This is a genomic window from Paeniglutamicibacter sp. NPDC091659 (assembly GCF_044756805.1).
Taxonomy (GTDB): domain Bacteria; phylum Actinomycetota; class Actinomycetes; order Actinomycetales; family Micrococcaceae; genus Paeniglutamicibacter.
Genome location: NZ_JBIVTO010000010.1, coordinates 1 through 23544, shown reverse-complemented (window position 1 = coordinate 23544; position 23544 = coordinate 1). Strand labels below are relative to the sequence as shown.

22 protein-coding genes are annotated in these 23544 nt (G+C 61.1%); 8 read left to right on the top strand and 14 right to left on the bottom strand.

All coding sequences use genetic code 11. The annotated features are described in order from the left end of the window. Positions 1 to 43 precede the first annotated feature (43 nt). Positions 44 to 433, bottom strand: coding sequence for a hypothetical protein (locus ACIQLF_RS16770; protein ID WP_400300840.1), 390 nt, complete (start codon positions 431 to 433; stop codon positions 44 to 46). A gap of 172 nt (positions 434 to 605) precedes the next feature. Between ACIQLF_RS16770 and ACIQLF_RS16765 the strand changes: the two genes are divergently transcribed. Further along, positions 606 to 1256, top strand: coding sequence for an OadG family protein (locus ACIQLF_RS16765; protein ID WP_400300837.1), 651 nt, complete (start codon positions 606 to 608; stop codon positions 1254 to 1256). A 387-nt stretch (positions 1257 to 1643) separates the two neighbouring features. On the opposite strand, the gene ACIQLF_RS16760 is transcribed toward ACIQLF_RS16765, so the two are convergent. Continuing rightward, on the bottom strand, positions 1644 to 2594 hold the full coding sequence (locus ACIQLF_RS16760) for a DMT family transporter (RefSeq protein ID WP_400300834.1): 951 nt from the start codon (positions 2592 to 2594) through the stop codon (positions 1644 to 1646). 72 nt (positions 2595 to 2666) lie between these two features. Here ACIQLF_RS16760 and ACIQLF_RS16755 point away from each other — a divergent pair, with 72 nt between their 5' ends. Further along, positions 2667 to 3593: a LysR substrate-binding domain-containing protein gene (locus ACIQLF_RS16755; RefSeq protein ID WP_400300832.1), complete on the top strand. Its 927-nt coding sequence runs from the start codon at positions 2667 to 2669 to the stop codon at positions 3591 to 3593. An 806-nt stretch (positions 3594 to 4399) separates the two neighbouring features. Here the strand turns inward: ACIQLF_RS16755 and ACIQLF_RS16750 are convergent. After that, on the bottom strand, positions 4400 to 5083 hold the full coding sequence (locus tag ACIQLF_RS16750) for a hypothetical protein (protein ID WP_400300829.1): 684 nt from the start codon (positions 5081 to 5083) through the stop codon (positions 4400 to 4402). Positions 5084 to 5772: 689 nt separating this feature from the next. Continuing rightward, entirely contained in the window at positions 5773 to 6243 is a 471-nt protein-coding gene (gene soxR, locus ACIQLF_RS16745) for a redox-sensitive transcriptional activator SoxR (protein WP_400300827.1), read from the bottom strand. A 364-nt stretch (positions 6244 to 6607) separates the two neighbouring features. Between soxR and ACIQLF_RS16740 the strand changes: the two genes are divergently transcribed. Continuing rightward, positions 6608 to 7279, top strand: coding sequence for a VOC family protein (locus ACIQLF_RS16740; protein WP_400300824.1), 672 nt, complete (start codon positions 6608 to 6610; stop codon positions 7277 to 7279). A gap of 104 nt (positions 7280 to 7383) precedes the next feature. Here ACIQLF_RS16740 and ACIQLF_RS16735 read toward each other — a convergent pair whose 3' ends face one another. Continuing rightward, complete coding sequence (locus tag ACIQLF_RS16735; RefSeq protein WP_400300822.1) at positions 7384 to 7872, bottom strand: MarR family winged helix-turn-helix transcriptional regulator; 489 nt, start codon at positions 7870 to 7872, stop codon at positions 7384 to 7386. 45 nt (positions 7873 to 7917) lie between these two features. Between ACIQLF_RS16735 and ACIQLF_RS16730 the strand changes: the two genes are divergently transcribed. Together ACIQLF_RS16730 and ACIQLF_RS16725 are read left to right on the top strand one after the other, a co-directional pair. Then, complete coding sequence (locus ACIQLF_RS16730; protein ID WP_400300820.1) at positions 7918 to 8820, top strand: EamA family transporter; 903 nt, start codon at positions 7918 to 7920, stop codon at positions 8818 to 8820. Between the two features lie 130 nt (positions 8821 to 8950). Beyond that, positions 8951 to 9382, top strand: coding sequence for a hypothetical protein (locus ACIQLF_RS16725; protein ID WP_400300817.1), 432 nt, complete (start codon positions 8951 to 8953; stop codon positions 9380 to 9382). A gap of 107 nt (positions 9383 to 9489) precedes the next feature. On the opposite strand, the gene ACIQLF_RS16720 is transcribed toward ACIQLF_RS16725, so the two are convergent. Then, a complete protein-coding gene (locus ACIQLF_RS16720) occupies positions 9490 to 10452 on the bottom strand; it encodes an AraC family transcriptional regulator (protein WP_400300814.1) in 963 nt (320 codons plus the stop codon). A gap of 103 nt (positions 10453 to 10555) precedes the next feature. Here ACIQLF_RS16720 and ACIQLF_RS16715 point away from each other — a divergent pair, with 103 nt between their 5' ends. Next, positions 10556 to 11254, top strand: coding sequence for an alpha/beta hydrolase (locus ACIQLF_RS16715; protein WP_400300811.1), 699 nt, complete (start codon positions 10556 to 10558; stop codon positions 11252 to 11254). 351 nt (positions 11255 to 11605) lie between these two features. On the opposite strand, the gene ACIQLF_RS16710 is transcribed toward ACIQLF_RS16715, so the two are convergent. Both ACIQLF_RS16710 and ACIQLF_RS16705 read right to left on the bottom strand, forming a co-directional pair. Beyond that, on the bottom strand, positions 11606 to 12634 hold the full coding sequence (locus ACIQLF_RS16710; protein ID WP_400300808.1) for a S66 peptidase family protein: 1029 nt from the start codon (positions 12632 to 12634) through the stop codon (positions 11606 to 11608). A gap of 183 nt (positions 12635 to 12817) precedes the next feature. Then, positions 12818 to 13354, bottom strand: a complete 537-nt coding sequence (locus tag ACIQLF_RS16705) for a GNAT family N-acetyltransferase (RefSeq protein ID WP_400300805.1) — start codon at positions 13352 to 13354, stop codon at positions 12818 to 12820. 212 nt (positions 13355 to 13566) lie between these two features. Between ACIQLF_RS16705 and ACIQLF_RS16700 the strand changes: the two genes are divergently transcribed. Both ACIQLF_RS16700 and ACIQLF_RS16695 read left to right on the top strand, forming a co-directional pair. Continuing rightward, positions 13567 to 14067: a hypothetical protein gene (locus ACIQLF_RS16700; RefSeq protein ID WP_400300802.1), complete on the top strand. Its 501-nt coding sequence runs from the start codon at positions 13567 to 13569 to the stop codon at positions 14065 to 14067. Then, positions 14054 to 14608 (top strand): hypothetical protein, encoded by a 555-nt coding sequence (locus tag ACIQLF_RS16695; protein ID WP_400300799.1) that lies wholly within the window; start codon positions 14054 to 14056, stop codon positions 14606 to 14608. The genes ACIQLF_RS16700 and ACIQLF_RS16695 overlap by 14 nt, the downstream gene beginning before the upstream one ends. Positions 14609 to 14691: 83 nt before the next feature. Here ACIQLF_RS16695 and ACIQLF_RS16690 read toward each other — a convergent pair whose 3' ends face one another. The 6 genes from ACIQLF_RS16690 to ACIQLF_RS16665 form a co-directional block, all read right to left on the bottom strand. Further along, positions 14692 to 16521, bottom strand: a complete 1830-nt coding sequence (locus ACIQLF_RS16690; protein ID WP_400300796.1) for a hypothetical protein — start codon at positions 16519 to 16521, stop codon at positions 14692 to 14694. A 714-nt stretch (positions 16522 to 17235) separates the two neighbouring features. Then, on the bottom strand, positions 17236 to 18102 hold the full coding sequence (gene purU, locus ACIQLF_RS16685; RefSeq protein ID WP_400300794.1) for a formyltetrahydrofolate deformylase: 867 nt from the start codon (positions 18100 to 18102) through the stop codon (positions 17236 to 17238). Between the two features lie 255 nt (positions 18103 to 18357). Next, the gene (locus ACIQLF_RS16680) at positions 18358 to 18975 is read right to left on the bottom strand and encodes a sarcosine oxidase subunit gamma (RefSeq protein WP_400300791.1); all 618 of its coding nucleotides are present in this window, start codon (positions 18973 to 18975) and stop codon (positions 18358 to 18360) included. Continuing rightward, on the bottom strand, positions 18968 to 21880 hold the full coding sequence (locus ACIQLF_RS16675; RefSeq protein WP_400300788.1) for a sarcosine oxidase subunit alpha family protein: 2913 nt from the start codon (positions 21878 to 21880) through the stop codon (positions 18968 to 18970). Before ACIQLF_RS16675 ends, ACIQLF_RS16680 begins: the two co-directional genes overlap by 8 nt. Beyond that, complete coding sequence (locus ACIQLF_RS16670) at positions 21877 to 22185, bottom strand: sarcosine oxidase subunit delta (protein ID WP_400300785.1); 309 nt, start codon at positions 22183 to 22185, stop codon at positions 21877 to 21879. The genes ACIQLF_RS16675 and ACIQLF_RS16670 overlap by 4 nt, the downstream gene beginning before the upstream one ends. 18 nt (positions 22186 to 22203) lie before the next feature. Further along, the gene (locus tag ACIQLF_RS16665) at positions 22204 to 23421 is read right to left on the bottom strand and encodes a sarcosine oxidase subunit beta family protein (protein WP_400300782.1); all 1218 of its coding nucleotides are present in this window, start codon (positions 23419 to 23421) and stop codon (positions 22204 to 22206) included. Positions 23422 to 23544 lie beyond the last annotated feature (123 nt).

Here is a 23544-nt window from a genome sequence, read left to right as displayed (position 1 = left end):
AGGTGGCGGACCTTGTTCTTCTTGGGGCTATGACCCTTGGTTATTAAAGTGACGGGGTGGCCGGCTTTTCCACGGCGATGCTGCAGACTACATCGGGTGGATCGAAGGAATTGGACAGGGTGTAGGCCAGATCGCATGCGTCCCGTATATCGTTTTGTGTTGCATCGCTCGTTGCCGATTCGTTGATCGTGACCTTGAATTTCATGCCGTACTTGTCGTTGGGGTCCATGATGGCAGAGGCGACACCGCGAATTTCCTTGATTTCATCCGTGACTATTCGTCCCTTGTCTTCGTGGCTGAGCGATGCAACGTAGATTGCATGGCCAAACGACTGAGTATCTTCGGGGGGATGCTGGGCGATGAATGCGCCGATTCCCAGCAAGGAGCCGAAGCCGACCACTGTCGCGCCGCACATCACCGCGATGATCTTCAAGAATGCTGTACTCCTGCCCATCGTCCTATCCTAGGACAGCAATCTGGGTGTCTGACATGGGCGATTCCCAGTACCCATCTACACAACGACTCCGTGTCCGGCAGGGGAAGGCTCACTGGGGCACTTCTGGCCCAACCGATAGACTCAGTGATCGACTACGCAGGAGCGACACATGGAATTGACCGTTGATGGGCAAGATAGTTTGACCGTCCCCGGCGAACGTCCGCGACCGTCGACCTGGCTCGGCGTGGCATGGCTCTTGGTGGCGTCATGTTTCGGGCTCGGTGCCTGGTTCTTGCTGGAGCTCAATTCCTCGGACGTCTACATCCATCTCGCGCCTGGCATCAACTCGATGACGTTGGGAGTTTGTCTGTCGCTTCTGGCCATTGTGCCGCTCACCGCCGGCATCTGTGGATTGGTCCGGCGGGCCGCCGTCGGCATTCGTCATCGTTGGCTATCCCTCCTCGTGAAAACGGCCGGGTGGCTCACCGGGATTGGTGTTGGTGTGGTTTTCTCCTACTTGGCGTTCATCATGTTCCTCCTCACACCGGGTCCGTCGTACGTCTTGGAAGCTCCGAACGACGACAGGAGCGTGCTGATCGTCAATAGGACCATCCTCCATGCGGGCGGGTTCCCGGTTTACGAACCCCGAAACTGGCCGGTCTACGTCCAGGTAGGTTCGGTGATCACCAACAATGCGCATGATCCGTTCCGTGACGGTACATACCGACAATTTTGGAACGACGAAGGACTCGAGTTGGAGTTCGTGTCCGACTACATGGAACCCAATAGGTATGAAAATGAGTTCATTCGTCTTCGGTAGAAACCGAGAGCTTGCCGGACAATGAGCGTCGTCCCATCCTCGTGTCGCCCATAGCTCTGCCTGGTACCGGCTAGACGGTTGCCGGCTGACGCCCTTACGAGCTGCCCGTAAGCGAACCTTCAGTGGGACAGCGTGATAGCAAGCGAAAATTGCAGTGCCGAGTAGCCAATGCAGGTTTGTGACAGGGGGGCTTCCCACCGTTGCTGCTGCATTCTTTTCGGAGAAGGATGCAGAGAGCCGCTGGCTTGGAGGCGGCCCGGGAACCTGGCATATCGAGATGCCGTGCGCCTCGCCCCGCCATCCGCGACGGAAAGTACTAGGTGATGTGTGAGTCGGGGTGACTCACCGGAACGCCCTGACCATCCCGCGTCTGCTCCAAGCGAGGGTTCAGTAGTCGGCCGTGTCTCTCACCACAGGTACTGTGACGTTCTGGCGGGCCAGGCCGTTTCCGCGCCAGCGCTGTTCCGCACGTGCACCCCACCATGTTGCAACGAGGAGCACCGCGGCACCCACGTATCCGAGCGTGCCGATTTTGTCTCCGCCGAGGAGCACTCCCACGAGGAGTGCCCACCCGGGCTCTGTGCCGAGGAGCATTCCGGCGCGTGAAGCCGAGGTGTGTTTCGTTGCCCAGAGCTGCCCGAGAAACGCGAAGATGGTGCAGCCGAGGCACAGGTAGGCGATGGCGAGCCAGTTCGCGACAGTAAAGCCGGGGAGGTGCTCCAGCAGTGAGCTTCCGCCCCAGACCGCGAATATGACCGCCCCAAACAGGATCTCGACCGTGGTCAATCCCAGCACGTCGGCGTTCCTGCCGACGGTAAACCGTGCCTCGGCAACACCGAGCAGGGCCCGTGTTGCTGCCGCGACGAGCATGAGTCCGTCGCCGAGGTTGAACCCGGAGAAGCCGTGCCCGCCCACGAGCAGCGTGATGCCGATGAGGGCAAGCAGGATGCTTGCGATCAAGGAAGGGGGCATCCTTCTTTTGGTGAGTGCGGATTCGAGTATCGGGGTGAAAAGAATGGACAGGGCGATGATGAGTCCTGCGTTCGTGGCGCTCGTGAGCGTGACGCCGATCGTTTCCAGGGCGATGGTCGCCGCGCGGAGGGTTCCAAACAGGATGCCGGGGAGCGTCGAGTCCCGGAGCCGGACTCTTGGTCGAGCGAGGTTCACGCACACCAGGATCACCGCCGCGGGGACGAACCGTGCACACATCACCGCGGCGGCAGACGAGGCCGCTGCCAGGTCTTGCGTTGCCAGATAGCTGCCTCCCCAAATGATGGCGACGACCAGGAGTAGCAGATCGGGGAACAGGCGGCGAGCCGAAGGCGGAGCGAAGGACATGCTTTTACTGTAAGGAGTGGACTTGATTCAGAACAACGGGCAGTGTCTTCAATATCCCGTAAGCTGTGCTTCATGGAAGTCCATCACCTTCGAACGCTACGCGAGCTCCGGGACCGTGGATCGGTCACCGCGGTGGCGCAGGCGCTGCATCTTTCCCCGTCCGCGGTGTCCCAGCAGCTTGCCTCGCTGCAGCGTGGGGTGCCGATCCCACTTACCGAGCAGAGGGGCCGAGTGCTGGTGCTCACTCCCGCGGGCGAGCGGTTGGCAGATGCCGGCGGCGAAGTGCTGGAATCCCTCGCTCGCGTGGAGAATTCCGTCACCGAGTACCTTCAGGCGCGCCGGGAACCAGTGTCAGTCACTGCCTTTCACAGCGCCGGCCTGGCCTGGTTTCCGGCGCTCATCGCAAGCAGCCTCACCGATCCCGACGGGCCGACGGTGCGTTGCCGAGACGAGGACGTATCGGTCAACGGGTTCGTCGATTTGGTCGGCGACCATGATGTGGTGATCGCCCACCGTCCACTGACCTCGGATCCTTGGCCTGCACGCAGGGTGCATGTCACGCCCGTGCTGCAGGAACCGATCGACTTGGCGATCCACCGGGAACATCCACTGGCGAAACAAGCGACGGTAAGTCTGGCTGATCTGGCGGGTGAAACCTGGGTGGCGGCGCACGAGGGCTTCGCCCTGGAACCACTGATCGTCCAGGCGCTTTTTGCCAGCGCGGGCACCCCGATCCAGATTACGCATCGTGTGAATGAGTTCAACATGGTGGCGGCGATCATCGCCGAGACCCGCATGGTGGGCCTGCTGCCTCGCTACACCGGGCTGATTCCATATTTTCGAGACCAAGTGGTGCTGCGCCCGATCGAGGGCCTTGTCCTTGGCCGACACATCGACATCCTGACGAGACCGGAAGCGCGAACCCGGGTGAGTACGCGCACCGTGATCGACCGAGTCATCAAGATAGCCGAGGAGACGCGGCGACTCGCAGAAGGATAAATCGGGAAGCGTCTCCTCAAATTGCCGCTATTTCAATGAGCAGGTCCCGTTTGAGGGAACCCCTACTGGGACGGCACACGCGCGATGGAACGATACGAGCGCGGGAAATCACTGTAGTGCGCTAGCTGGGCTTAGCGACCGGTCTCGCCCGAAGAGATCGACCCCCGCGAGCGACTTCAACCCCACCCGCTGCCAGGGACCACGATCACACGCTTAGCGCCAACCGCTGTGCCGCTGGTCCCAAGGCCGGCAACGAATAGAACTTTTTCAAAGAGATAGACGCGGAGCTTGAAAGCCTATAAAACGGACCTGCATCTCCTAGTATTCAACTAGCGAAGGGAATCAGACATGACAGCAGCTCCAACACCGAAATCTCAGAACGATCGTAGACCGCGAGGCATCCCGAGCGACTATTTTTACCTTGTATTGGCCACCTTAGGCCTCTTCCAGGTTCCGACTACTTTCGAGTCCAGCGGAATTTGGATCGGCATTCTCTATACCGCGGCAATCCTCTGCTTCACCTACCTCATCGCGGTTGGGAACAAAGGACGTTTTTCGCCTTGGCTGGACCGCAAATCTCGATCCTAAATTCGAGTTGAATCGCCTTCAGAATTTCTCGTTCTGAAAGTGCACCTGCACCGCAGAAGATCCGAATGCTGGCTGGCAACCGTCTCCTTCTGTCGAGGTCTCCGAAGTCGCGTAAACCGGTCGATGACCGACTGCCCGATTCTTGGTGTCCGGACACATGAAGTTCAACGTTTGGTCGGTCCGCAAGCGGAACCCTCAACGGGACGGAAACTCCAGCGTTACTCTGATGCATGGCGGCCTGTTGGCGGATCGCCGCCGCCGAACCAGCGCTGGAGGGTTCGATCCACCCACCGCACAAAGCGGTCGGTCACGTCGAAGAACTTCTCGAACACCGGGTCGGCCTCTTCCGGGAGAAACATGATCCCGGCAAAGAACGCCGCAACGAGACCCACGCCCAGCGCTACTACCCATAGGACCACTGTCAGCCAAGGCTTGTCAGCCCAATCCTGCGGCGTACCAACCACGATGATGTGGGTTGAGTCCTCCGGATCCTGGACGACATCCACAGTCATCCCTGGCATCGGGTCATCAATGAACCACCCGTAGTCAGCTTCGAGTTCCTCGTCACGAAACCAAATGGAATAGGTGTCGCTGCCGCGTGGGGGGCCATAAGCGACGTCTAACAATCTGGCAGGTTCATGAGGCTGAGTCACGACAAGTTCCGAAGCGCGCCGGAAATCAGCATCGCCAAGCGTGGCGGGTACAGCGACACACATTATCGCAAAAACGACGCTGAATCCGGCCAGTACGCTGCGGATGGGCAACGGCCAGGATTGGACGTGCTCCAACATTGCTTCTTCGCGGAGACTGATCCTCAGACGAACACGTGCCGGCCAGTCGAACAGCTTCTCCCACCAGTTTCGTGGTGGCGGACGCCGGGGGCGGTACTCGTTGTTGGACACCCCATTGCCTCCCGGGTCGCTTGTTCGAATGAGACAAGTTCGATCTTAGGCGGGTGCAACCCTTTCTATGCGGTATGAGTCGCAGTCACGACCATGGGCGCTGGTCTGCGCAATGGTCCCGCGTCCGTATGTGGAACCCCCTGCGGGACTTCGTCGTGTTGGAAAGAAGCCCATGGTCGCTCATCTTTGCTTGCCATGGGAAAACTGAAGTTTTTGTCCCGTTATTGATGGCTAAGCCAAGTCTGCCGTCTTTAACACCCAGCTTGGGTGTGGAAGGCTCGGAAAGCGGAGAAGAATTCTGCGGCCCCAGATGACCCGCAGTTGCTGGTAATTAAGTATCCGTAGCCGACAATTGCTACAGCGAACCCGACAATGGCAATGGCGAGCAAGATCCAAACGGTCGGATTTCGGCTGATACGAGTGGTCATTTTTTCTCCGTTGATCGGTGATTCAGATTCGTGTCGAGGTTTTTTACGGTAGCAGTGCGTCTGTGCAGTCGTTCTCATTTATTGCTTGAATACCGATCTGCATCTAAATCGAAAATGACAATAAGCGGTGTGTGCGTTGACCGAAAACGATTGTTTTCGGCGCGGTTGAAGTGTCCGTAAGCGGAACGCCCTGCGGGACACCATCCCGTCGAGACCCGTCGTTGCCATGGCAGCAGGAGGAAGCTTTCAGCCGCAAGCATCTTATTCCTCGTCGTATTCCATGCTCTTGCGCATCCAACGCGACCCCGGGCCTTCGGACGCCGCCTCGTCTTGGGGGTTGAAGAGGTGGCACTTCTTGAGGGAGAGGCAACCGCAGCCGATGCAGTCGTCGAGTGATCCCTGGAGTTTTTCCAGCTGGCGGATTCTTCGTGCCACCATTTGCGCCCAGTGCGTGCTGAGCTGATGCCACTGCTCCTGGGTCGGGGCCCGGTCCGTAGGGAGTTCGGCCAGTGCCTCCGCAATCTCGGCCAAGGTCAGACCTACCCGTTGTCCCGCGGCTATGACGGCCAATCGCCGCAGGGTGTAGCGGCGAAAGAGACGCTTGTTGCCGGCGGTCCGTTCAGAGGTGATCAGGTTGCGGGACTCGTAATACCTCACGGTGGGCACCGACAAGCCTGCCCTGCTCGCAATCTCACCGATGGGCAGCAGGCTCTTTGACGTGGCGGGGGTCATGCGCTCATGTTTGCATGCCACCAGCTTGACCTCAAGCTAGCTTTACCTAGTTCCATGGTGCGTACGCCCTCGGACACAAGGAAAACCATGACCGCCATATCGATCCACAACGGACGCGAAGCCACCACTGCGGGGGATCGGGAACAAGCCCCGGTGCAGCTTCCAAACTCCGCCCGTGAGCAACGCCGAAGATTGAGGCTGCTGAGGAAACAACTCCGCGAGGGAAGAAGCCCAAGCCTGATGGCGAGCATCCCGCGGCCACACGAATCACCCCGGATGCTTTTGGCCGGAAGCTTTGGCTCGAGAATCATCTGACCCCGCCTACATCCTGTAGAGCCCATTTCCACGAGAAGGAAGTTCCGGAATGAAAATCCTCAACGTATCCATCACAGTCCGTGACCTCGCGAAGGCGGTACGGTTCTACCGCGACGTTCTGCTGCTGCCTGTCGAAACGACACCCGCCGGCGCGGAGGTCGCCGTCGGCTCAAGCCGGCTGACGCTGAGAGCCGGGGATCGTTTTGACGGTGTCCATCACCTCGCATTCGGAATCCTACCCTCGGAGTTTGAGCTGGCCCACGCATGGTTGGCCCGTCGTGTCTCCCTGCTCCAGGCAGACGGCTCGGAGGTCATCCTCGGTTCGGAAGAGTGGAAGTCCCGTTCCCTGTATTTCTTGGGACCCGAAGGCATCATCCTGGAGTTCATCGCCCGCGACGCCGATGCGTCCACGGTTCCCGGCACGGACGAATGCCCACACATGCTGTCCATCAGCGAGGTCGGGATTGGAGTGGACGACGTGCTGGACACCGTGGCCGCGCTGTCCGATGAGTTGGCCATCCCCGGCTACTACGATCGGTCCAGCACCTTCGCCTCGATGGGCAGCCACGATGGCCTCCTGATCATTGTGCAGCAGGACCGGCTCTGGTTCCCCACCAAGGTATCCAAGCCGGCTCGTGGGCCCCTCACAGTTCAGATCGAACCACGGGCGGAGAAATCCCGGGTGGATCTCAGCTCGAATATCTCGATAGTCAGCGGATAGCGAAGGCTATGGCCAGTGTCTTTTTCCGAAGACGACTGAACTGCGCTAGTGCGTCCGCAAGCGGAACCCTCACGGGGACAGTCCCGCGAGGGGTGTCTGGCTGCTCAGAAGCCCGCCGCATCGTCGATCCGGCCAAGGAGCAGGGCGAGGACTGCCTGCTCTTCGCTGTTGAGTGGATACAGGATGGCTCGTTCGGTTTTGAGGTGGTCCGGCAGTGCCTTCTCGATGAGTTCTTTCCCTGTGTCGGTGAGTGCGACGAGTGTGCCGCGGCCGTCGTTCGGGTTAGCCTCGCGCGCCACGAACCCGCGGGCTTCGAGTTTGTTCAACCGCTGTGCCACGGCGCTCGTGGAGATCATTGCCTCCCGTGCCAGTTTCACAGGTGTGATTTTGTAGGGCGCGCCGCTGCGCAGCAACGTGGCGAGCACGTCGAAAGACGACGCATCCAGGCCGTGATGCGCGAAAGTTCCCGCCAGACGGGATTCGACGGCGAGGGCGGCGCGGCTCAACCGACCGATGACGGCCATGGGGGAGACGTCAAGTTCCGGCTTTTCCCTCTGCCACTGTTCAAGGATGCGGTCCACTTGGTCTGTCATGGATCAAGTCTAGGCTTTTGCTAAGCACTTAGCTAGAATAGCTAAGTGCTTAGCAAACGAAGTCTCCTCGTCCTGACCACCGCCCTGGCGCCCGCACTGTGGGGCACCACGTACCTGACGACCACCATGTTCCTGCCCGAGGGTCGCCCGCTGCTTGCCGCTACATTGCGCGCACTTCCTGCCGGGGTGTTGCTCCTGTTGGCTTGTCGCCAGTTGCCGCGTGGTGAATGGTGGTGGAAGTCCTGGGTCCTCGGGATTCTCAACATCGGGGCATTCTTTGCGCTGCTTTTCATCGCCGCGTACCGGCTTCCGGGCGGCGTCGCTGCAATCGTCGGTGGCATCCAGCCGCTCGTTGTCGCCCTGCTGGCCAGCCGGGTCCTTAACGAGCGGTTGACCGCGCGGGTCGTGGCAGCTGGCCTTGCTGGCGTGTGCGGGGTTGGCCTGATAACGCTTCAGGCCCAGGCGCGGCTGGATTCCGTTGGCGTCCTCGCGGCAGTTGGCGGAACCCTCTCCATGGCCACCGGGATCGTGCTTTCCAAGAAGTGGGGGCAACCCGCGCCGCCGCTGACAACCACAGCCTGGCAGCTCATCACCGGCGGGCTCACCCTCCTGATGGTCATGCTCGCATTCGAGGGGCTCCCCTCGACTGCACTGACGCCGTCGAACGTCGTCGGCTACGCATACCTTTCCATCGCCGGCACCGCGTTTGCGTACGTCATGTGGTTCCGTGGCATCGCCCGGCTTCCAGCGAGCACCACGGCATTCCTCGGGCTACTCAGTCCGGTGGTGGCGATACTGCTCGGGTGGGCGGTCGCCGGGGAAGCTTTCACACCAATGCAGATGCTGGGAGTCCTCATCGTCCTGGGATCCATCGCTGCCGCGATCTTCGCCAAGAGTGCAAAGCCTCCCGTCGAGTACGAAGTGGTCGCCGCGAATCGTTCCTCATAGCCGCTACCTATCTTGGCGAATAGGAGTGTTCCGACAAGTCCGGAACGCCATGCCTTCCATCTCGCAGCAACTGGATGTGTCCGTTTGCCTAACGTTCTGTGGAACATCCTTTTGGGATAGTTTGGGATCCATGGACGGACAAACGCGTGTCTCCGATATTCGCGGGTTGCTTGCGACGAATGGGTTTGCAGCCGGGTGGAGCCTATTTGCTGCCCTGGTAGGCGTGGTCACAGTGGCCATTGTCGGTTTAGGCCTCGTTAGTGGGTTGGTCCCATTGGCAATCGTCATGGTTGCCGTCTCTGTGGCGCTGTCGACGGTTCGAACGAAGATTGGCGGACTGTCGCCACTGATGATCTGGATAGTCGCCGTGGCCGTGAGTTGGGCATTGAGCGCACCGCTTGGCACGTGGATGTGGAATGCCGTAGAGCGTGCCGACAGCAGCATTTCGTTGAATGGTCCGCAGAATTTCATACCTGAGCTTTGGCTCTGGGCGCTCATACCTGCAGCGGTCTACCTTGCCGTGGGGATGATCCGGTTCCGGCGTCGTTCATCTGAAACTTAGTTCTACAGCTGTCGTTTTCCGAAGAAGACTGTGCAGTCCGAAGTCCTCTGCGCTGCGATTGCGCGTCCGTAAGCGGAACCCTTACCGGGACGTTGGGCCGATTCCGATCATTCTTCACGGCCGTCAGGGGGATACACCTTGTCACCAACGCTGTTGGTAGTGCCGCGCTTCGCGGGTGGTGTGGTGTTCCAGCGTCGAGGAGGGACACCGAAGCGGCGTCGGAAGGCACGGCTAAAAGCCGCTTCGGATGTGTACCCGACCTGAACAGCAATCTGTCCAACCGGGTCGGCTGTCGATCTGAGCAGATAAGCGGCCCGGCCCAGACGACGCTCAGCGATGTAGGCAATGGGCGAAGTGCCAAGCAGACGGCTGAATCGACCGGCGAACGCCGATCGTGACAGGTTTGCTCGCAGGGCAAGCCCCTCTACTGTCCATTGCTGCTCAGGATTTCTGTGGATCGCACTCAATACAGGGCCAAGTGAACTGTCCATGGCCGCGGTGAGCCAACCGGGGGATGCCGTGCCGTCGGCAGACCATGCCCTGAGCGCATGAATGAAGAGTAGATCCAGGATGCGGGAGACCATCACTTGCGTGCCCGGACCCCCAAGCGTCACCTCCGCCAGAAGCAGGTCAAGGCTGAGGCGGAGCCATCCGTTGTCGTTCTCGCCACCGCGGATCACGATGGAAGCAGGTAATACGGATAGCAGGGGATCAGCTACAGCGTCCTCCACGATGAACGTTCCGGTCACCCATGATGCCGGCGCGTAAGAAATGAGCGCGTGGGCCTCACCGTGGGGAACGAGGACTAGATCGCCAGCGTGAAGAACAAGTGTCGAATTCTCCTTTTCCAATCGCAGCGAGGCAGAACCGTGCTCAATGATGTGGACCAAGCGGGCTCCGGCGGGATAGGCGATTTGGACGGAATACTCGTTGCTCTGGTGCGTGACTGTGCCACCGCGGAGATGGATCGCATTCAGGATCTCCGACAAGGCGTCAAGTTCATCGGGTTGCGTCTGTACACGCGAAGCCATGGGTGGCGTTTCGGCAAAGTTATGGAGTTTTACGGTCATAGTGCTTAACCCATCGTCCTCATAGGCTCTTAGCGTGCCCCAAGCTGATATCGCCTGTAAAGGTGGACTGCGAAACCGGCACCTTACACGAATGGAGACTGCTATGGCTGACAAGCCGACAATCGTTCTGGTACATGGATTCTGGGGCGGAGCCGCCCATTGGGGGAAGGTCATCGTTGAACTGCGCAACCGTGGCTATGAGTCGCTGTTTGCTGTCGAGAATCCACTGACGTCGCTGGCCGACGACGCCGAGCGCACGCGGAAGATGGTCAAGCAGGTCGACGGTCCGGTGTTGCTGGTGGGTCATTCATACGGCGGAGCCGTCATCACCGAGGCAGGCGACCTGCCGAACGTGGTCGGATTGGTCTACATCGCGGCATTCGCGCCGGATGCCGGTGAGAGCCCCGGACAGATCAGCCAGGAATTACCGCCTGCGGCCATCGCAAACCTTGCCCCCGATTCCGACGGGTACCTCTGGGCCAAGCAGGACAAATTCCATGAGAGCTTCTGTCAGGACCTTACCGCGGAGGAAGGGTTGGTCATGGCGGTCACACAGAAGGCTCCGCTTGCATCGACGTTCGGAGACAACGTGACCGCCCCGGCTTGGAAGGTCAAGCCCACCTGGTACCAGGTCTCCACCCAGGACCGCATGATCCACCCGGACAACGAGCGGCGCATGGCCGCACGGATGGCACCGCGCAAGATCATCGAGCTCGATGCCAGCCATGCATCGCTGGCATCACAGCCCGGACCCGTGTGCGACCTGATTGATGAAGCCGTGCGCGACCTAGCCAGCGCGTAGTCCACCCAACCCGCTCAGTTCCGGTCACCTTAGACCAAATGCAGAAGACCATGTGCCCGAGAACGAAGCAGTCATTTCGGGGCTGCACACTAACACGTGGTGTGCAGCCCCGAATTGGAACTGGACGCCCATCAGTCAGTCCGGGTCGCGGATTGCCACCAATGAGATGGGATCAATCCCTATATACCCTGTAGGGCGGCTGTCGTTTTCCGAAGGCGGCTGCACTGGTTATCCAAGGCCCTCTGCGCTGCACTGGGTCGTCCGTAAGCGGAACCTCCTGCGGGACATGACCCAGTACTTGCTAATCTCTTGCAGCTTCGATGAGTGGGAACTGGAAGTCGACTGCTCAGATCACGCCAGTATTTGTACCAGGTATTGGTCCTTTTTGTTGAATACCAGATGGCCTTGGGCTCCGTTGACGATTGGGAGTTGTGGCGGAACATGGCCGCATTCGACATTGCCGATGATGGGTATGCCAAGCATTCCCAGGGCATCGAGGACCGCCTCGGCTTGGGTGAGCGTCGCAGAGTCAGGGGCGCCGGTGCGTCCGACAAGAATGGCTTTGGCACCGTAGAAGAATCCGGCCAAGCGCATGCCGTGAAGATGCCGGCAAATCGTAGTGGCATCGACGCTGGACGCTTCGACATAGACGATCAAGGAGCCAGCTGGGTCCTTCCGCAATGCCTCGGTGCTGAGATACGGGGTACCGGCGAGGTTGACCATTGTCTCAATGCAGCCGCCGATCAGACGGCCTGTAACGCTCACATCGTCCTGGCCCTTGTCGAGCCGTTCCCAGGCGCCGGTGCCGTTCCATGCATTTTCAGTTACTTCTGGCTTGTTGGCCCAATCGTCCCAGTCGCTAACCCGATAAACGCCCGGCGATGCTTGCTTGAAACTTCCTCCTGCGGGCAGTGAGGCGATATCGAGCCACGACATCAACAAATCCGGGACACGATAAGGGGTGTCCATGAGGTTGCTTCCGTGGAGTGTCGCCATTCCAGTCCGGAGCGTGATCGGAGTGATCAACGTTGAAATATCGGAATACCCCACGAACCAAGTCGGTTCCGCGGAAGCGAGTGCATCAAAATCAAGATGAGGCATAAGATCAATGGCGGTTGCTCCTCCCCACGGAGGAACAATGGCCTTGATCTTGGGATCCAAGAGCATCCTCATTAGTTCCCTGGCGCGCTGTTCAACGGGCGCGCTGACGTGCGTGGAGCCATCCATGCAGTCGCCCAGGTCCACCGCGAAACCGCGGTCACGCAATTGCTGTACGGCAAAGTCAAAACGTCCCACGAGCGATTCGGGTACACCGCTTGATGGTGATGTAACGCCAATGATGTCGCCCGGCACTAACGGCTGAGGGTATCGAATCTCCATGAATTCATACTTGCATGCGGCTGTGACCGAGCAAAACGTCCTGCCCACGTGTCGTTTTCTGAAGACGACTGCACTGGTGTCCTAACTCCTCTGCACTGCGATTGCGACTCCGATTGCGAAACCTCTCCCGGGCAGCGGCACTGGAATTCAACGACGTTCGGTATTTCTCAGTTCGCATTCGCTTCATTTGAGGCGGGAGTACATATACATGTCTTTACGCTGCCCGCCGACTTCCTGCCAACTCTGCAGCAACCCCTCGCGCGTGTAGCCGCAGCGCTCCGCAGCTCGCCAGGAACCCTCATTCCAAGGCTCAACGTAGAGTTCCAGCCGGTGTATCTCTGGCAGGCCAAGCCCCCACCTTGATAAGGCATCCAGGGCGGCAGAGACTATTCCTTTGTTTCTATGAGGAGGGCCAACCCAGTATCCGATGCTGGCGCGGCCTTGACCGGCATTTTTCAGCCACAGTCCGATTTGGCCCAGTGCTTGATCAGAGCTTGCATCAGCGATGGCGAATGAATAGCCGGATCGATCCACAAGCCGTTGGTGCTGCCGGTCGATGAAATCGAGTATTTCCTCGTCAGTGCCGTTGGCTGGAACGGTCGTAATCAAGGGAATCAATGGATCGGTCGATGCTTCCCGAACCAACTCGGCATCCTTTGCCTCGAATGGGCGTAGGCGATAATCCAAGGCATCCAAGACGGGCTGGTTCAGAGGGTCCATTCGGAAAGCCTAACTGTCCTGGGTGACGGCCTGCGCCGAAAAATCAACGACGGCAAGACGGTCCCCTAAATCGGTCGACGGGGCTGTCAGAACCAATGCGGTGGAGTTGAGCTTGCGCATTGATGGCGTTCCACGAGGGAACGCTTTGCGGGACTCGTGGAAAGAGTGCTGATGTGCCCTGCTCGGCAAGGGCCAGCCCATAGGGTGGAGTGATGACGGCACGTACAGATGAAGCCCGAAGAATCTCCGATGTGCTCGCCGGGCTCGATGATGAAGACGTGCGGACGCTCATCGATGCTGCCGAGCCCGTTGGCGTGGGCATCGGGGGAACAACCAAGACGGCCCGCATCGATGAAACAACCGTTTTCGTGAAACAGCTCCCGCTGACCAGCAGTGAAGAGGGTGATCCAACCGCCACGGCCAGTCGAATCCAGCTTCCTTTTGTCAGCCACTACGGGATCGGAAGCCCCACCCACGGAGTCGGGCGAGAATTGGCGGCGCATCAGGCGACCACCGAGTGGGTTCAGGCTGGAGCCGCGGATTTCTTCCCGCTTTTGCTCGGGTGGCGGGTCGTTGATCTGAAGTGCGATACCGACCTCAGCGAATTTGACGGCGATGTTTCCCAGCGCCAGTGGGGGGACGCATTGGCCCCAGGTCAAGCGGAAACTCACCGCGATGAAGGACGCGTCCAAGAGTGTGGTGCTTTTTCTTGAATACGTGCCCGAGACGCTGGGCGCTTGGGTGCGCAGGAGCCTGACCGACGGCACCGGAGAGGACGTCTTCGCCGAGGTGATCGACCAGATCACCGAGGCCACGGCATGGATGAAGACGCAAGGATTCCAGCACTTCGATGTGCATCCGGGAAACATCCTCGTACGGGAGGGCAGGCTACTCCTCACGGACTTCGGCCTGGCGCTCTACCGCGAGTTCGACCTCACCCCGGAGGAAAGAGCCTCCATGGCCGCGCATGAAGGCTTCGACCTTGATACTGCCCTTATGCACCTGTTCCACTGGGTGCTGTTCGAACTCGGCTATACCTCCGGCCCGCAGCGCCTGGCACTGTTGCGTGCCGCCGCCGGCGACCCAGCTGCGCCAGCGCTGGATCCGGTGCGCGTGGCCCTGGGCGGGAGCGCCGACCTGATTGCCGAATATGCGGGTGTCGCTGTCCATATGACCGAGATGTTCGGTGCCCTCATGCGGGATGTGTCTGCCACGCGGTACGAGAGCACCCAAGACAGGAGCATTCAGCGATAGCTGCCTAATTGGTGGAGTCGAGCCTTCGTAACTGTGGCGTTCCAAACAGCAACGTTCTGCGGGACAGGTTGCAAGTCCTTGTGCTACCTAAGAAGTATCGACGGGCGATTGTTGCCTTCGCCGGGAAGTTTGCCAGCATTATGCAGGTCCCAAATGGGCCAGTCCTGAAACTCGAAAAGCTGATCATCATCCAGACGACTGAGGCAATAGGCAGTCTCTTCATCGTCACCAAGCAAAATTGCACAGGCTGCCTCTACAGAGAGCGGTTCCGCAATTTCATTCCTACTTGCCTGGCTCTTCAACGAGCGGATTGCAAGTCGCTCGGCCGTTGTAAGTTGACGGTTTCGAACAGTAATCTGCCAGTCGTTTATTTGGTGATTCGGAAGGCTGCCTTGTTTCGATATCAACCAGTTGTTAAGGCTGGCAGCCGCGTCTAAGAATTCTGATCTCCGGATTGCAACGGCATCACTGGCACGTATTAGGTTGAGCACAGTGGCATTGGCGTTGCCCGCAGCGTCAGGATACTCAAATATATCGTTGTACGCATTGACTAAGTTATAGAGATGCAGATTGAGTGTGTAAGGCAGTTTTTCGCGTTCCACAATCTCGTACGGCGTCACTCTACTTATTTGGAGCTCGCCATTTTTATCTTCTCCACTTGCAACGAACTGCCTACCTAATTCTGGATGGAAAAGATCCCTGCATAGCCACTTACCGTCGGTGCTATCTTGCGTGACCAGAAGTTGGATGCTCCAGAGGCCCATGGGCTGCAAGATTCGGCCATTTTCATGATGCGCTTCACTGATTTCTTCTCCTCCAATCATGACTCCGTGTAACCCAACGAGTTGCCGGCCTCTCTTGCCTTCTAAGAACTCCAGCTCTACGAGACTCGAATCCACTTGCAAGTGAGCACAAAGAGACATCAAGGTCGTCAGGTATTCGAAGTGTTCGCGCAGATCGCTTTGGTCGTTGACCTGCGCGACTTCAACTCTGCTTTCAATCCCGTCAAGACTGAAAACTTGGTTGTCTATACACGCGAGGTAGAAGCCAATGTCATTGAAGCGCTCCCTCAGCGTTTTACGCATCGTCAGTGATACGGAACCGTTGGTGGCCTGCCCTGCACTAGACCTTTGAATCTTCAGGCCTTCGCTGAGCTCAAGCTCCACAGTGTCCTCGTCCACACGTCGTCTTATTGGGTTCCGAAATACAAAGTCTCCACTGACAACAGCTAGCTCCGTCACCTCACCCACATATTCAGGCGGCATGATGAAGAGATCCTCGTCAACAGGCAAAGTAGTGCCACCAGTGGTTTCGAAGACCAGAGTGAAATCGTAGTCTTCGCGGGTCAGCTTTACCGGAATATTCAGGTTCAGGCTCCCGTCTGTATAGATGGTGATGCGGCTTAGGTCCTTCAGCTGCCCCCTATCAATCCGAATGGCTGGTTTTTCGTCGGCCGATTTCAATGCAAGATGGACTATGCCTTCAATTTTTGACGGATCAGCAGGTAGCGGCTTTAGCCTTACTCCGATCTGCTTTTGACCCCTCATTTCCTTGATGAGACGCTGGATTCTGAATGGACTCAGTAGGACGTAGTTAGGTATTAATCTATCTTCAGTAGGGTCCACATACACGACGAAGTATAGGACACCTGAACCTTTTTGGTAGCCAATAAGATCCGTCTTTGTGATTGGAAATGTCTTCGGAATCGATTTTTTTCCGCTAAGCATTCTTCCTTTGACCTGAACGATAACCCGCCCATTATAGTTTTCTTTGCTATGTTTTTTCGCCGAATAGACGTCAATATGTCCGTCGGTCAATGGTGTCTTATCGTTGGAGTCGATTACCGGTTCCAAATGGGGGCATTTAGAGAACATTTGGACTATCTTAGTAACGGCTTGCAGCTCAACATTCATAGGAACCATTGTCGTCCATAGCCATCTGCGATCCGTCATGTGTCGCTTGCAAGTCAGCCGGCCGCGTATTCGCAACTTTCTCATACGCAACTCCCCAGTAGGATGCCACCGCTAGATATGGGTTTCGTCTGCCCTGGAACAGTCTCACTGTCCCGTAAGGGGTCTGTCCGGAGAGGAGTCCAGAGCCGTCCCGTAAGACGGTCCTCCAACAGCGCAAATGCCACCCAAATCCAAAGAATCAAACATCGGCGCGTTTCCGCAACTGCCGGATTCCCGTATACCCCGCCCGCAAAAATGCCCGGTGAAGGGGCGCTAACCGGTACATACAAAACCCTCGCCGGAATGCTCTTCGGATTTCCACATGAATCCGCCAACGTCCACGGCTTCACAGCCCAAAAAATATGGTGGTTACCCCTGGAAGGACATTGGATAGGGCCTTCGTAGATCAAGACCCCACCGGTGCTGACACGGCCCAGCCAAGCTCAGGCGAGTCAATGGCATTGCCGCGTGGATCAGGATCTTCACGGTGGGTCCGGTGAAATCTTGCCAGCAACGGCACTGGCCAAGGTCCTCGTGGTCAGCCAGGTGGTTTCCGAGCTCGGTGTTCTTCGGTTGGTCGCCGAAGTCGTTTTCGCGCTGAGGGCACGGTCAAAGGGAATCGGTCCCGCACTCCTTTGGGAGCGCGGGACCGATCGTGCTTAATGCAGGATGCTTCTAGCGAAGCACCACGGTGCGGTTGCCGTAGAGGAATACCCGTCCCTCGCAGTGCCACTTCACCGCGTTGGACAATGCCTTGCACTCGGTGTCGCGGCCGGCCGCCACCAGGTCCTCGGGGGAGTACGTGTGGTCGACGTCCTGAACCTGCTGGGAGATGATCGGTCCCTCGTCGAGCTCGGCGTTGACGTAGTGCGCGGTGGCGCCCACGGTCTTGACCCCGCGGTCCCAGGCCTGGTGGTAGGGCTTGGCGCCCTTGAAGCTGGGCAGGAACGAGTGGTGGATGTTGATGGTCATGCCCGTCAGCTTTCGGCTGAGCTCGTCGCTGAGCACCTGCATGTAGCGGGCCAGCACCACGAGTTCCACGTTGTACTCGTCGATGAGTTCCAGCAGCTTGGCCTCGGCGGCAGGCTTCGTCTCCGGGGTGACGGGCACGTGGTAGAACGGCACGTTGTGCCACTCGGCCAGCGACTGGTGGTCGGTGTGGTTGGAGACCACTGCAACGACGTCGATGGGCAGCTCGCCCAGCCGGGCCCGGTGCAGCAGGTCGTTGAGGCAGTGGTCGAACTTGGAGACCATGATCAGCACCCGGCGCTTGGTGCCCTTCGGGGCCAGCGTCCAGGTCACGTCGAGTTCCTTGGCGATCGGCTCGAAGGCCGCGCTCATGGCCTCGGTGAGCCCGGGGGCATCCGCGCCGGCCACGTCGACGCGCATGAAGAACTGCCCGGCCCGGCGGTCGCCGAAGTGCTTGAGTTCCACGATGTCGCGGCCCTGATCCAGCAGGAATCCCGTGACCGCGTGCACGATGCCCGGGCGTTCGGGGCAGGCAATGGTCAGGACATGTTCTACTTCGGAATTCGTATCCATCTCAACACTTTCTTACGTTCACGGCGGGTTGCGCCGCGCAAGTTTCCTTGTACTTGGTTCTCATGCGGGCCTTGTTGGCCGCATGGTTTCCATGGGCTCATGCAGTGACACCTTATGTCCGCCGTTGCCCTGCGAACAAAGACGCGCCGCGTTGACGGCTCTCACGTGGACGAAAACCGCACGGAGGGCGACCCCGGTGGGGGATCGCCCGCCGTGCGGTGGATTGCCGGAACGCTGGCCCGGCGCCCGGTGCGGCTAGTCGATCTCCGGGGAGGCGAACTCGCTCATGGCATCGAGCAGCCAGCGTGCGGTGTAGTCGGCGAACGAGGCCCGCGGCAGCAACCGGTAGGTGCTCTCGTCGGTCTTCCACAGCAGCACCGGAACCGGTCCCAGCACCGCGGAGATCGCGGTGCCGACGGCAAAGCTGCGCGGGTGCAGGTCCGCCGGGCACCCCTTCTCCAGCACCGCGCGGGCGCTGGGTCCGGAGAGCTCCAGGACGGTGCGGTTGGCCGAGAGGTCGACGACCTGCCCGGCCTCGCTGCCCAGCGCCTCCACCAGCTCGGCGGCAAGGTCGGAGCCCTCGGGCGCCACGACCAGGAACTCATCGGGTCCCTGCCAGAGCACCGAGGTGCCGCTTGCCTCGCCTGCCACCTTGCCCACGGATTCCGGCAGGCCGACGCCGGTGGCGGTGGCCAGGGCGGAGTGTGCCGCGGAGCCGGGCTCGGCGCGCAGGCCGACCTGGGTGGTGAACGCGATTTCGCGGAGTTGGACCCCGCGGGCTCCCTGGACGGACCCCTGTTCCAGGGCCTGCCCCAGGTGGGACAGCGGGCTGCGGCGCAGTGCGGAAATGTCGGTCAATACTTGCTCAGCCATCTCGACGGCTCCCTTCGGGATCAAAAAGTACGGTTTCGGAAACGACGACGTCGACCAGGCGGCCATCGACGTAGGCCTGGAGTTCTTCGCCGATGCGGGCGCGGCCGTTCTTGATGAGCGCCATCGCGAAGCTGCGGCCCAGTGCTGCCGAGTGGTAGCTGGAGGTCACGTAGCCCTCCATCGGCACCGGCGCATCGGCCGGGGTGATGGGGGTGCCGGCGTTCACCAGCTGGGTGCCCTCCGGCAGGCGGAACGACTTGTCCACCGGCAACACGGTGACCAGCTGCTTGCGGTCCGCGCGCTGGTTGTCGACTCGGTCGAAGGAACGCTTGCCCACGAACTCCTTGACCTTGGAGACGACCCAGCCCATGGATGCGTCCTGCGGGGTCACCGTGCCGTCGGTGTCCTGGCCGACGATGATGAAGCCCTTCTCGGCGCGCAGCACGTGCATGGTCTCGGTGCCGTACGGGGTGATGTTGAATTCCTCGCCGGCCGCGGCCACGTCCTCCCAGATCTTCAGGCCGTACCAGGACGGCACGTTGATCTCGAAGGCTAGTTCGCCGGAGAAGGAGATGCGGCAGATGCGCGCGGCGATCCCGGAGGCCAGCACGGTCTCGCGGAAGGCCATGAACGGGAAGGACTCGTTGTCCAGGTCCAGCTCCGGGGCCAGCTTGGCGAGCACGGCGCGGGACTTGGGGCCCACGACGGCGACGGTCGAGTACTGCTCGGTCACCGAGGTGCACTTGACGTCGAGGTCCGGCCACTCGGTCTGCAGCCATTCCTCCAGCCAGTCCAGCACCTTGGCGGCGCCGCCGGTGGTGGTGGTCATGAAGAAGCGGTCCTCGTCCAGGCGCAGGGTCACCCCGTCGTCGAAGACCATGCCGTCGGCGCCGCACATCAGGCCGTAGCGGGCCAGGCCCGGGGCGAGCTTCTTGAACGCGTTGGTGTACATGCGGTTCAGGAACTCGCCGGCGTCCTTGCCGCGGATCTCGATCTTGCCCAGCGTGGTGGCGTCCATGAAGCCGACCGAGTCGCGCACGGCTGCGCATTCGCGCAGCACCGCGGTGTCCATGTCCTCCCCGTCCTGCGGGTAGTACCAGGGGCGCTTCCACTGCCCGACGTCCTCGAAGAGGGCGCCGTTGGCCACGTGCCACGGGTGGATGGAGGTCAGCCGGGCAGGGTCGAAGAGCTCCCCGCGCTGGCGTCCGGCCAGGGCCGCGAAGGCCACCGGGGTGTACGGGGCGCGGAACGCGGTGGTGCCGATTCCCGCCACGTCCGTGGTGTCCAGGGCCGCGGCGATCACGCCGATGGCGTTCACGCCGCTGGTCTTGCCCTGGTCGTTGGCCGTGGAGATGGAGGTGTAGCGCTTCACGTGCTCCACCGAGCGCATGCCCGCGCCGGTGGAGCGCAGCACGTCCGCGACGGTCTGGTCGCGCTGGAAGTCCACGAAGTGGTGCTTGTAGTCGGCGCTCTCGCCGTCCAGCGAGGGAACCAGCCACAGCGCGCGGGTCTCGCCGGGCTGCTCGACCGCGGCGCTGGGCACCGAGGCGGTGGCGGTGAAGCCGGCGGCGGTCGCGGCCGAGGCACCGGCGCGGGCACCCTCGGCCAGGGCCGAGGCCAGCTCGAGCCGGCCGTTCATGGCACCTGCGGTCTGCTGGTTGGGCACCGGGTTGGCCGGGACGAAGGCCGAGAGCGATTCGTTCCAGCCCAGCCGGCGTTCGCGCTGCGAGTGCAGGTGCACCACCGGGTTCCAGCCGCCGGAGACCGCCAGCGTATCCGCGTTGATGGTTTCGACGGTGCCGGTCAGCGCGCCGTCGGTGTCGATGCCGCTGACGGCGACGGAGGCCAGGGAGCCGTCGGCGTTGGCCGCGGTGTCCGCGACCACCGAACCGGTGAGCACCCGGACGCCCAGGGCTGAGACCTCGGTGGCGCGGATCGACGGTTCCTCGCGGGCGTCGATGACCGCGGCGACGGTGGTTCCTGCGGCGAGCAGGTCCTCGACCAGTGCGTAGGCCGAGTCGTTGGTGGTCGCCACGACGATCTCGCTGCCCACCTGGACGCCGTAGCGGTTCAGGTAGCTGCGTGCCGCGCCGGCGAGCATGATGCCCGGGCGGTCGTTGTTCTGGAACACGAGGGGGCGTTCGTGGGCGCCGGTGGCCAGGACCACCTGGGCCGCGCGGATGTGCCAGATGCGTTCGCGGGATACCCCCGCGCCCAGCTCGCCGGCCAGGTGGTCGGTGCGGCGCTGGACGGCGACGAAGAAGTTCGCGTCGTAGCTGCCGAAGGCGGTGGTGCGGGCCAGGTAGGTGAATTCCGCGGCGCCCTTCAGGACCTCGCGGGTCTCGGAGATCCAGGCGGCGGCGGGCTTGCCGTCGATGGTCTCGGCGGAGGCGGAGAGCAGCGAGCCGCCGGCCTCCGGCTGTTCGTCGATGAGGATCACGCGGGCGCCGGACTTGGCTGCCTCGCGGGCCGCGGTCAGGCCGGCGGGGCCGGCGCCGACGATGAGCACGTCGGTGTGCACGTACTTGCGGTCGTAGACGGCCTCGTCGGCGCGCGGGTCAAGCTGGCCCAGGCCCGACAGCAGGGTCACGTCCATGCCGTCGGTCAGTTCCACGGCGGTGGCCGGGACCATGGACTCGTTCACGTGCCCGGCGTAGCGGGCGCCGATCTTGACCAGGGCGTTGGCTTCCTCGACGCCTGCGGACATGATGCCGCGGGGGCGCTGGAGGTACAGCGAAGGACCGCAGGCCTTGAGACCGGCGCCGAGCATGGCCGAGGCCACGGTGTCGCCGGCGAACCCGTTCAGGGTCTTCCCGTCGACGGTGAAGGTGATTTCACGGCTGCGGTCGATGCGGGCGGATGCCGATGCCTGCGCGCCGAGTCGGTGCGAAGAGGTGGTGCTCACTTGGTTCCTCCCTGGGCTGGGGCGTTGGTGGTGGCGATGGGCTGCGGTTCGCCCGGCTTGTAGACGGCCTTGAATTCGTAGGTCACGGTGTCGCGGACGGCGTTGAACCAGCGGCGGCAGCCGGCCGCGTGGGACCAGCGTTCGGCGAATAGCCCCTTGGGGTTCTGCCGGTAGAAAAGGTACCTGGCCCATTCGGCGTCGGTCAGTGCCGAGGGATCCTCCGGGTAGGCCACGTGGGCCTGTCCTCCGTAGTGGTATTCGGTCTCGTTGCGGGGCCCACACCAGGGGCATTCGATGAGCATCATGGTTGTGTGGATCCCTTTCTAGTGGGCCACGGCTGCGGCGCCGTGTTCGTCGATGAGGTGGCCGGTCTCGAAGCGTTCGAGCGCGAAGCCGGCGTTGAGCGGGTGCGGCTCGTCGTTGGCGATGGTGTGGGCGAAGGTGTAGCCGGCGCCAGGGGTGCCCTTGAATCCGCCGGTTCCCCAGCCGCAGTTCACGTAGAGCTGGTCGATCGGGGTCTTGGAGATGATGGGGGAGGCGTCCATGGTGGTGTCCACGATGCCGCCCCAGGTGCGCAGCACGTGGGCCCGGCCGAAGATCGGGAAGAGCTCGACGGCCGCGGCCATCTGCTCCTCGATCACGTGGAAGGCGCCGCGCTGGCCGTAGCCGTTGTAGGTGTCGATGCCGGCGCCCATGACCAGTTCGCCCTTGTGGGCCTGGGAGACGTAGACGTGCACGTGGTTGGACATCACGACCGTCGGGTGGACCGGTTCGTGCAGTTCGGAGACCAGCGCCTGCAGCGGGTGGGACTGGATCGGCAGGTCGAAGCCCGCCTGTTCGGCCAGCACCGAGGAGTGCCCGGCGCCGCACAGTGCGACCTTGCCGGCGTTGATGCGCCCGCGGTTGGTTTTGACGCCGACCACGCGGTTGCCGTCCTTGATGAAGCCGGTGACTTCGCAGTTCTGGATGATGTCCACGCCCATCTCGTCGCACTTGCGGGCGAAGGCCCAGGCGACGTGGTCGTGCTTGGCGATGCCGGCGCGCGGCTGGTAGGTCGCGCCCATGACCGGGTAGCGGATGTCGTCCCCGATGTTGATGATCGGGCAAAGCTCCTTGACCTGCTCGGGGGTGATCCATTCGGCGTCGACGCCGTTGAGCTGGTTGGCCCCGACACGTCGCATGGATTCACGCACGTCGCCCAGGGTGTGGGCGAGGTTCATGACGCCGCGCTGGGAGAAGAGGAAGTCGTATTCGAGTTCCTCGGGCAGCTGCTCCCAGAGCTTCAGGGAGTGCTCGTAGATGCCTGCGGACTCGTCCCAGAGGTAGTTGGAACGGATGATGGTGGTGTTGCGGGCCATGTTGCCGCCGGCGAGCCAGCCGCGTTCCAGGACCGCGATGTTTCTCATGCCGTGGTTCTTGGCCAGGTAGTAGGCGGTGGCCAGGCCGTGCCCGCCGCCGCCGACGATGATGGCGTCGTAGGAGGGCTTGGGGTCCGGGTTGTGCCAGAGGAAGTCGGGGTGCTCGGGGAGAATGTCAACCATGGTCTTAGGCTCCAATCGGGGCGAGGTTCGGGTACAGCGGGTGTGCGTTGGCCAGGGCGTGCACGCGGTCCTTCAGGGCCGCGAGGGTCGCCTCGTTGTTCTCCTCGGTGCCGGCGATGAGGG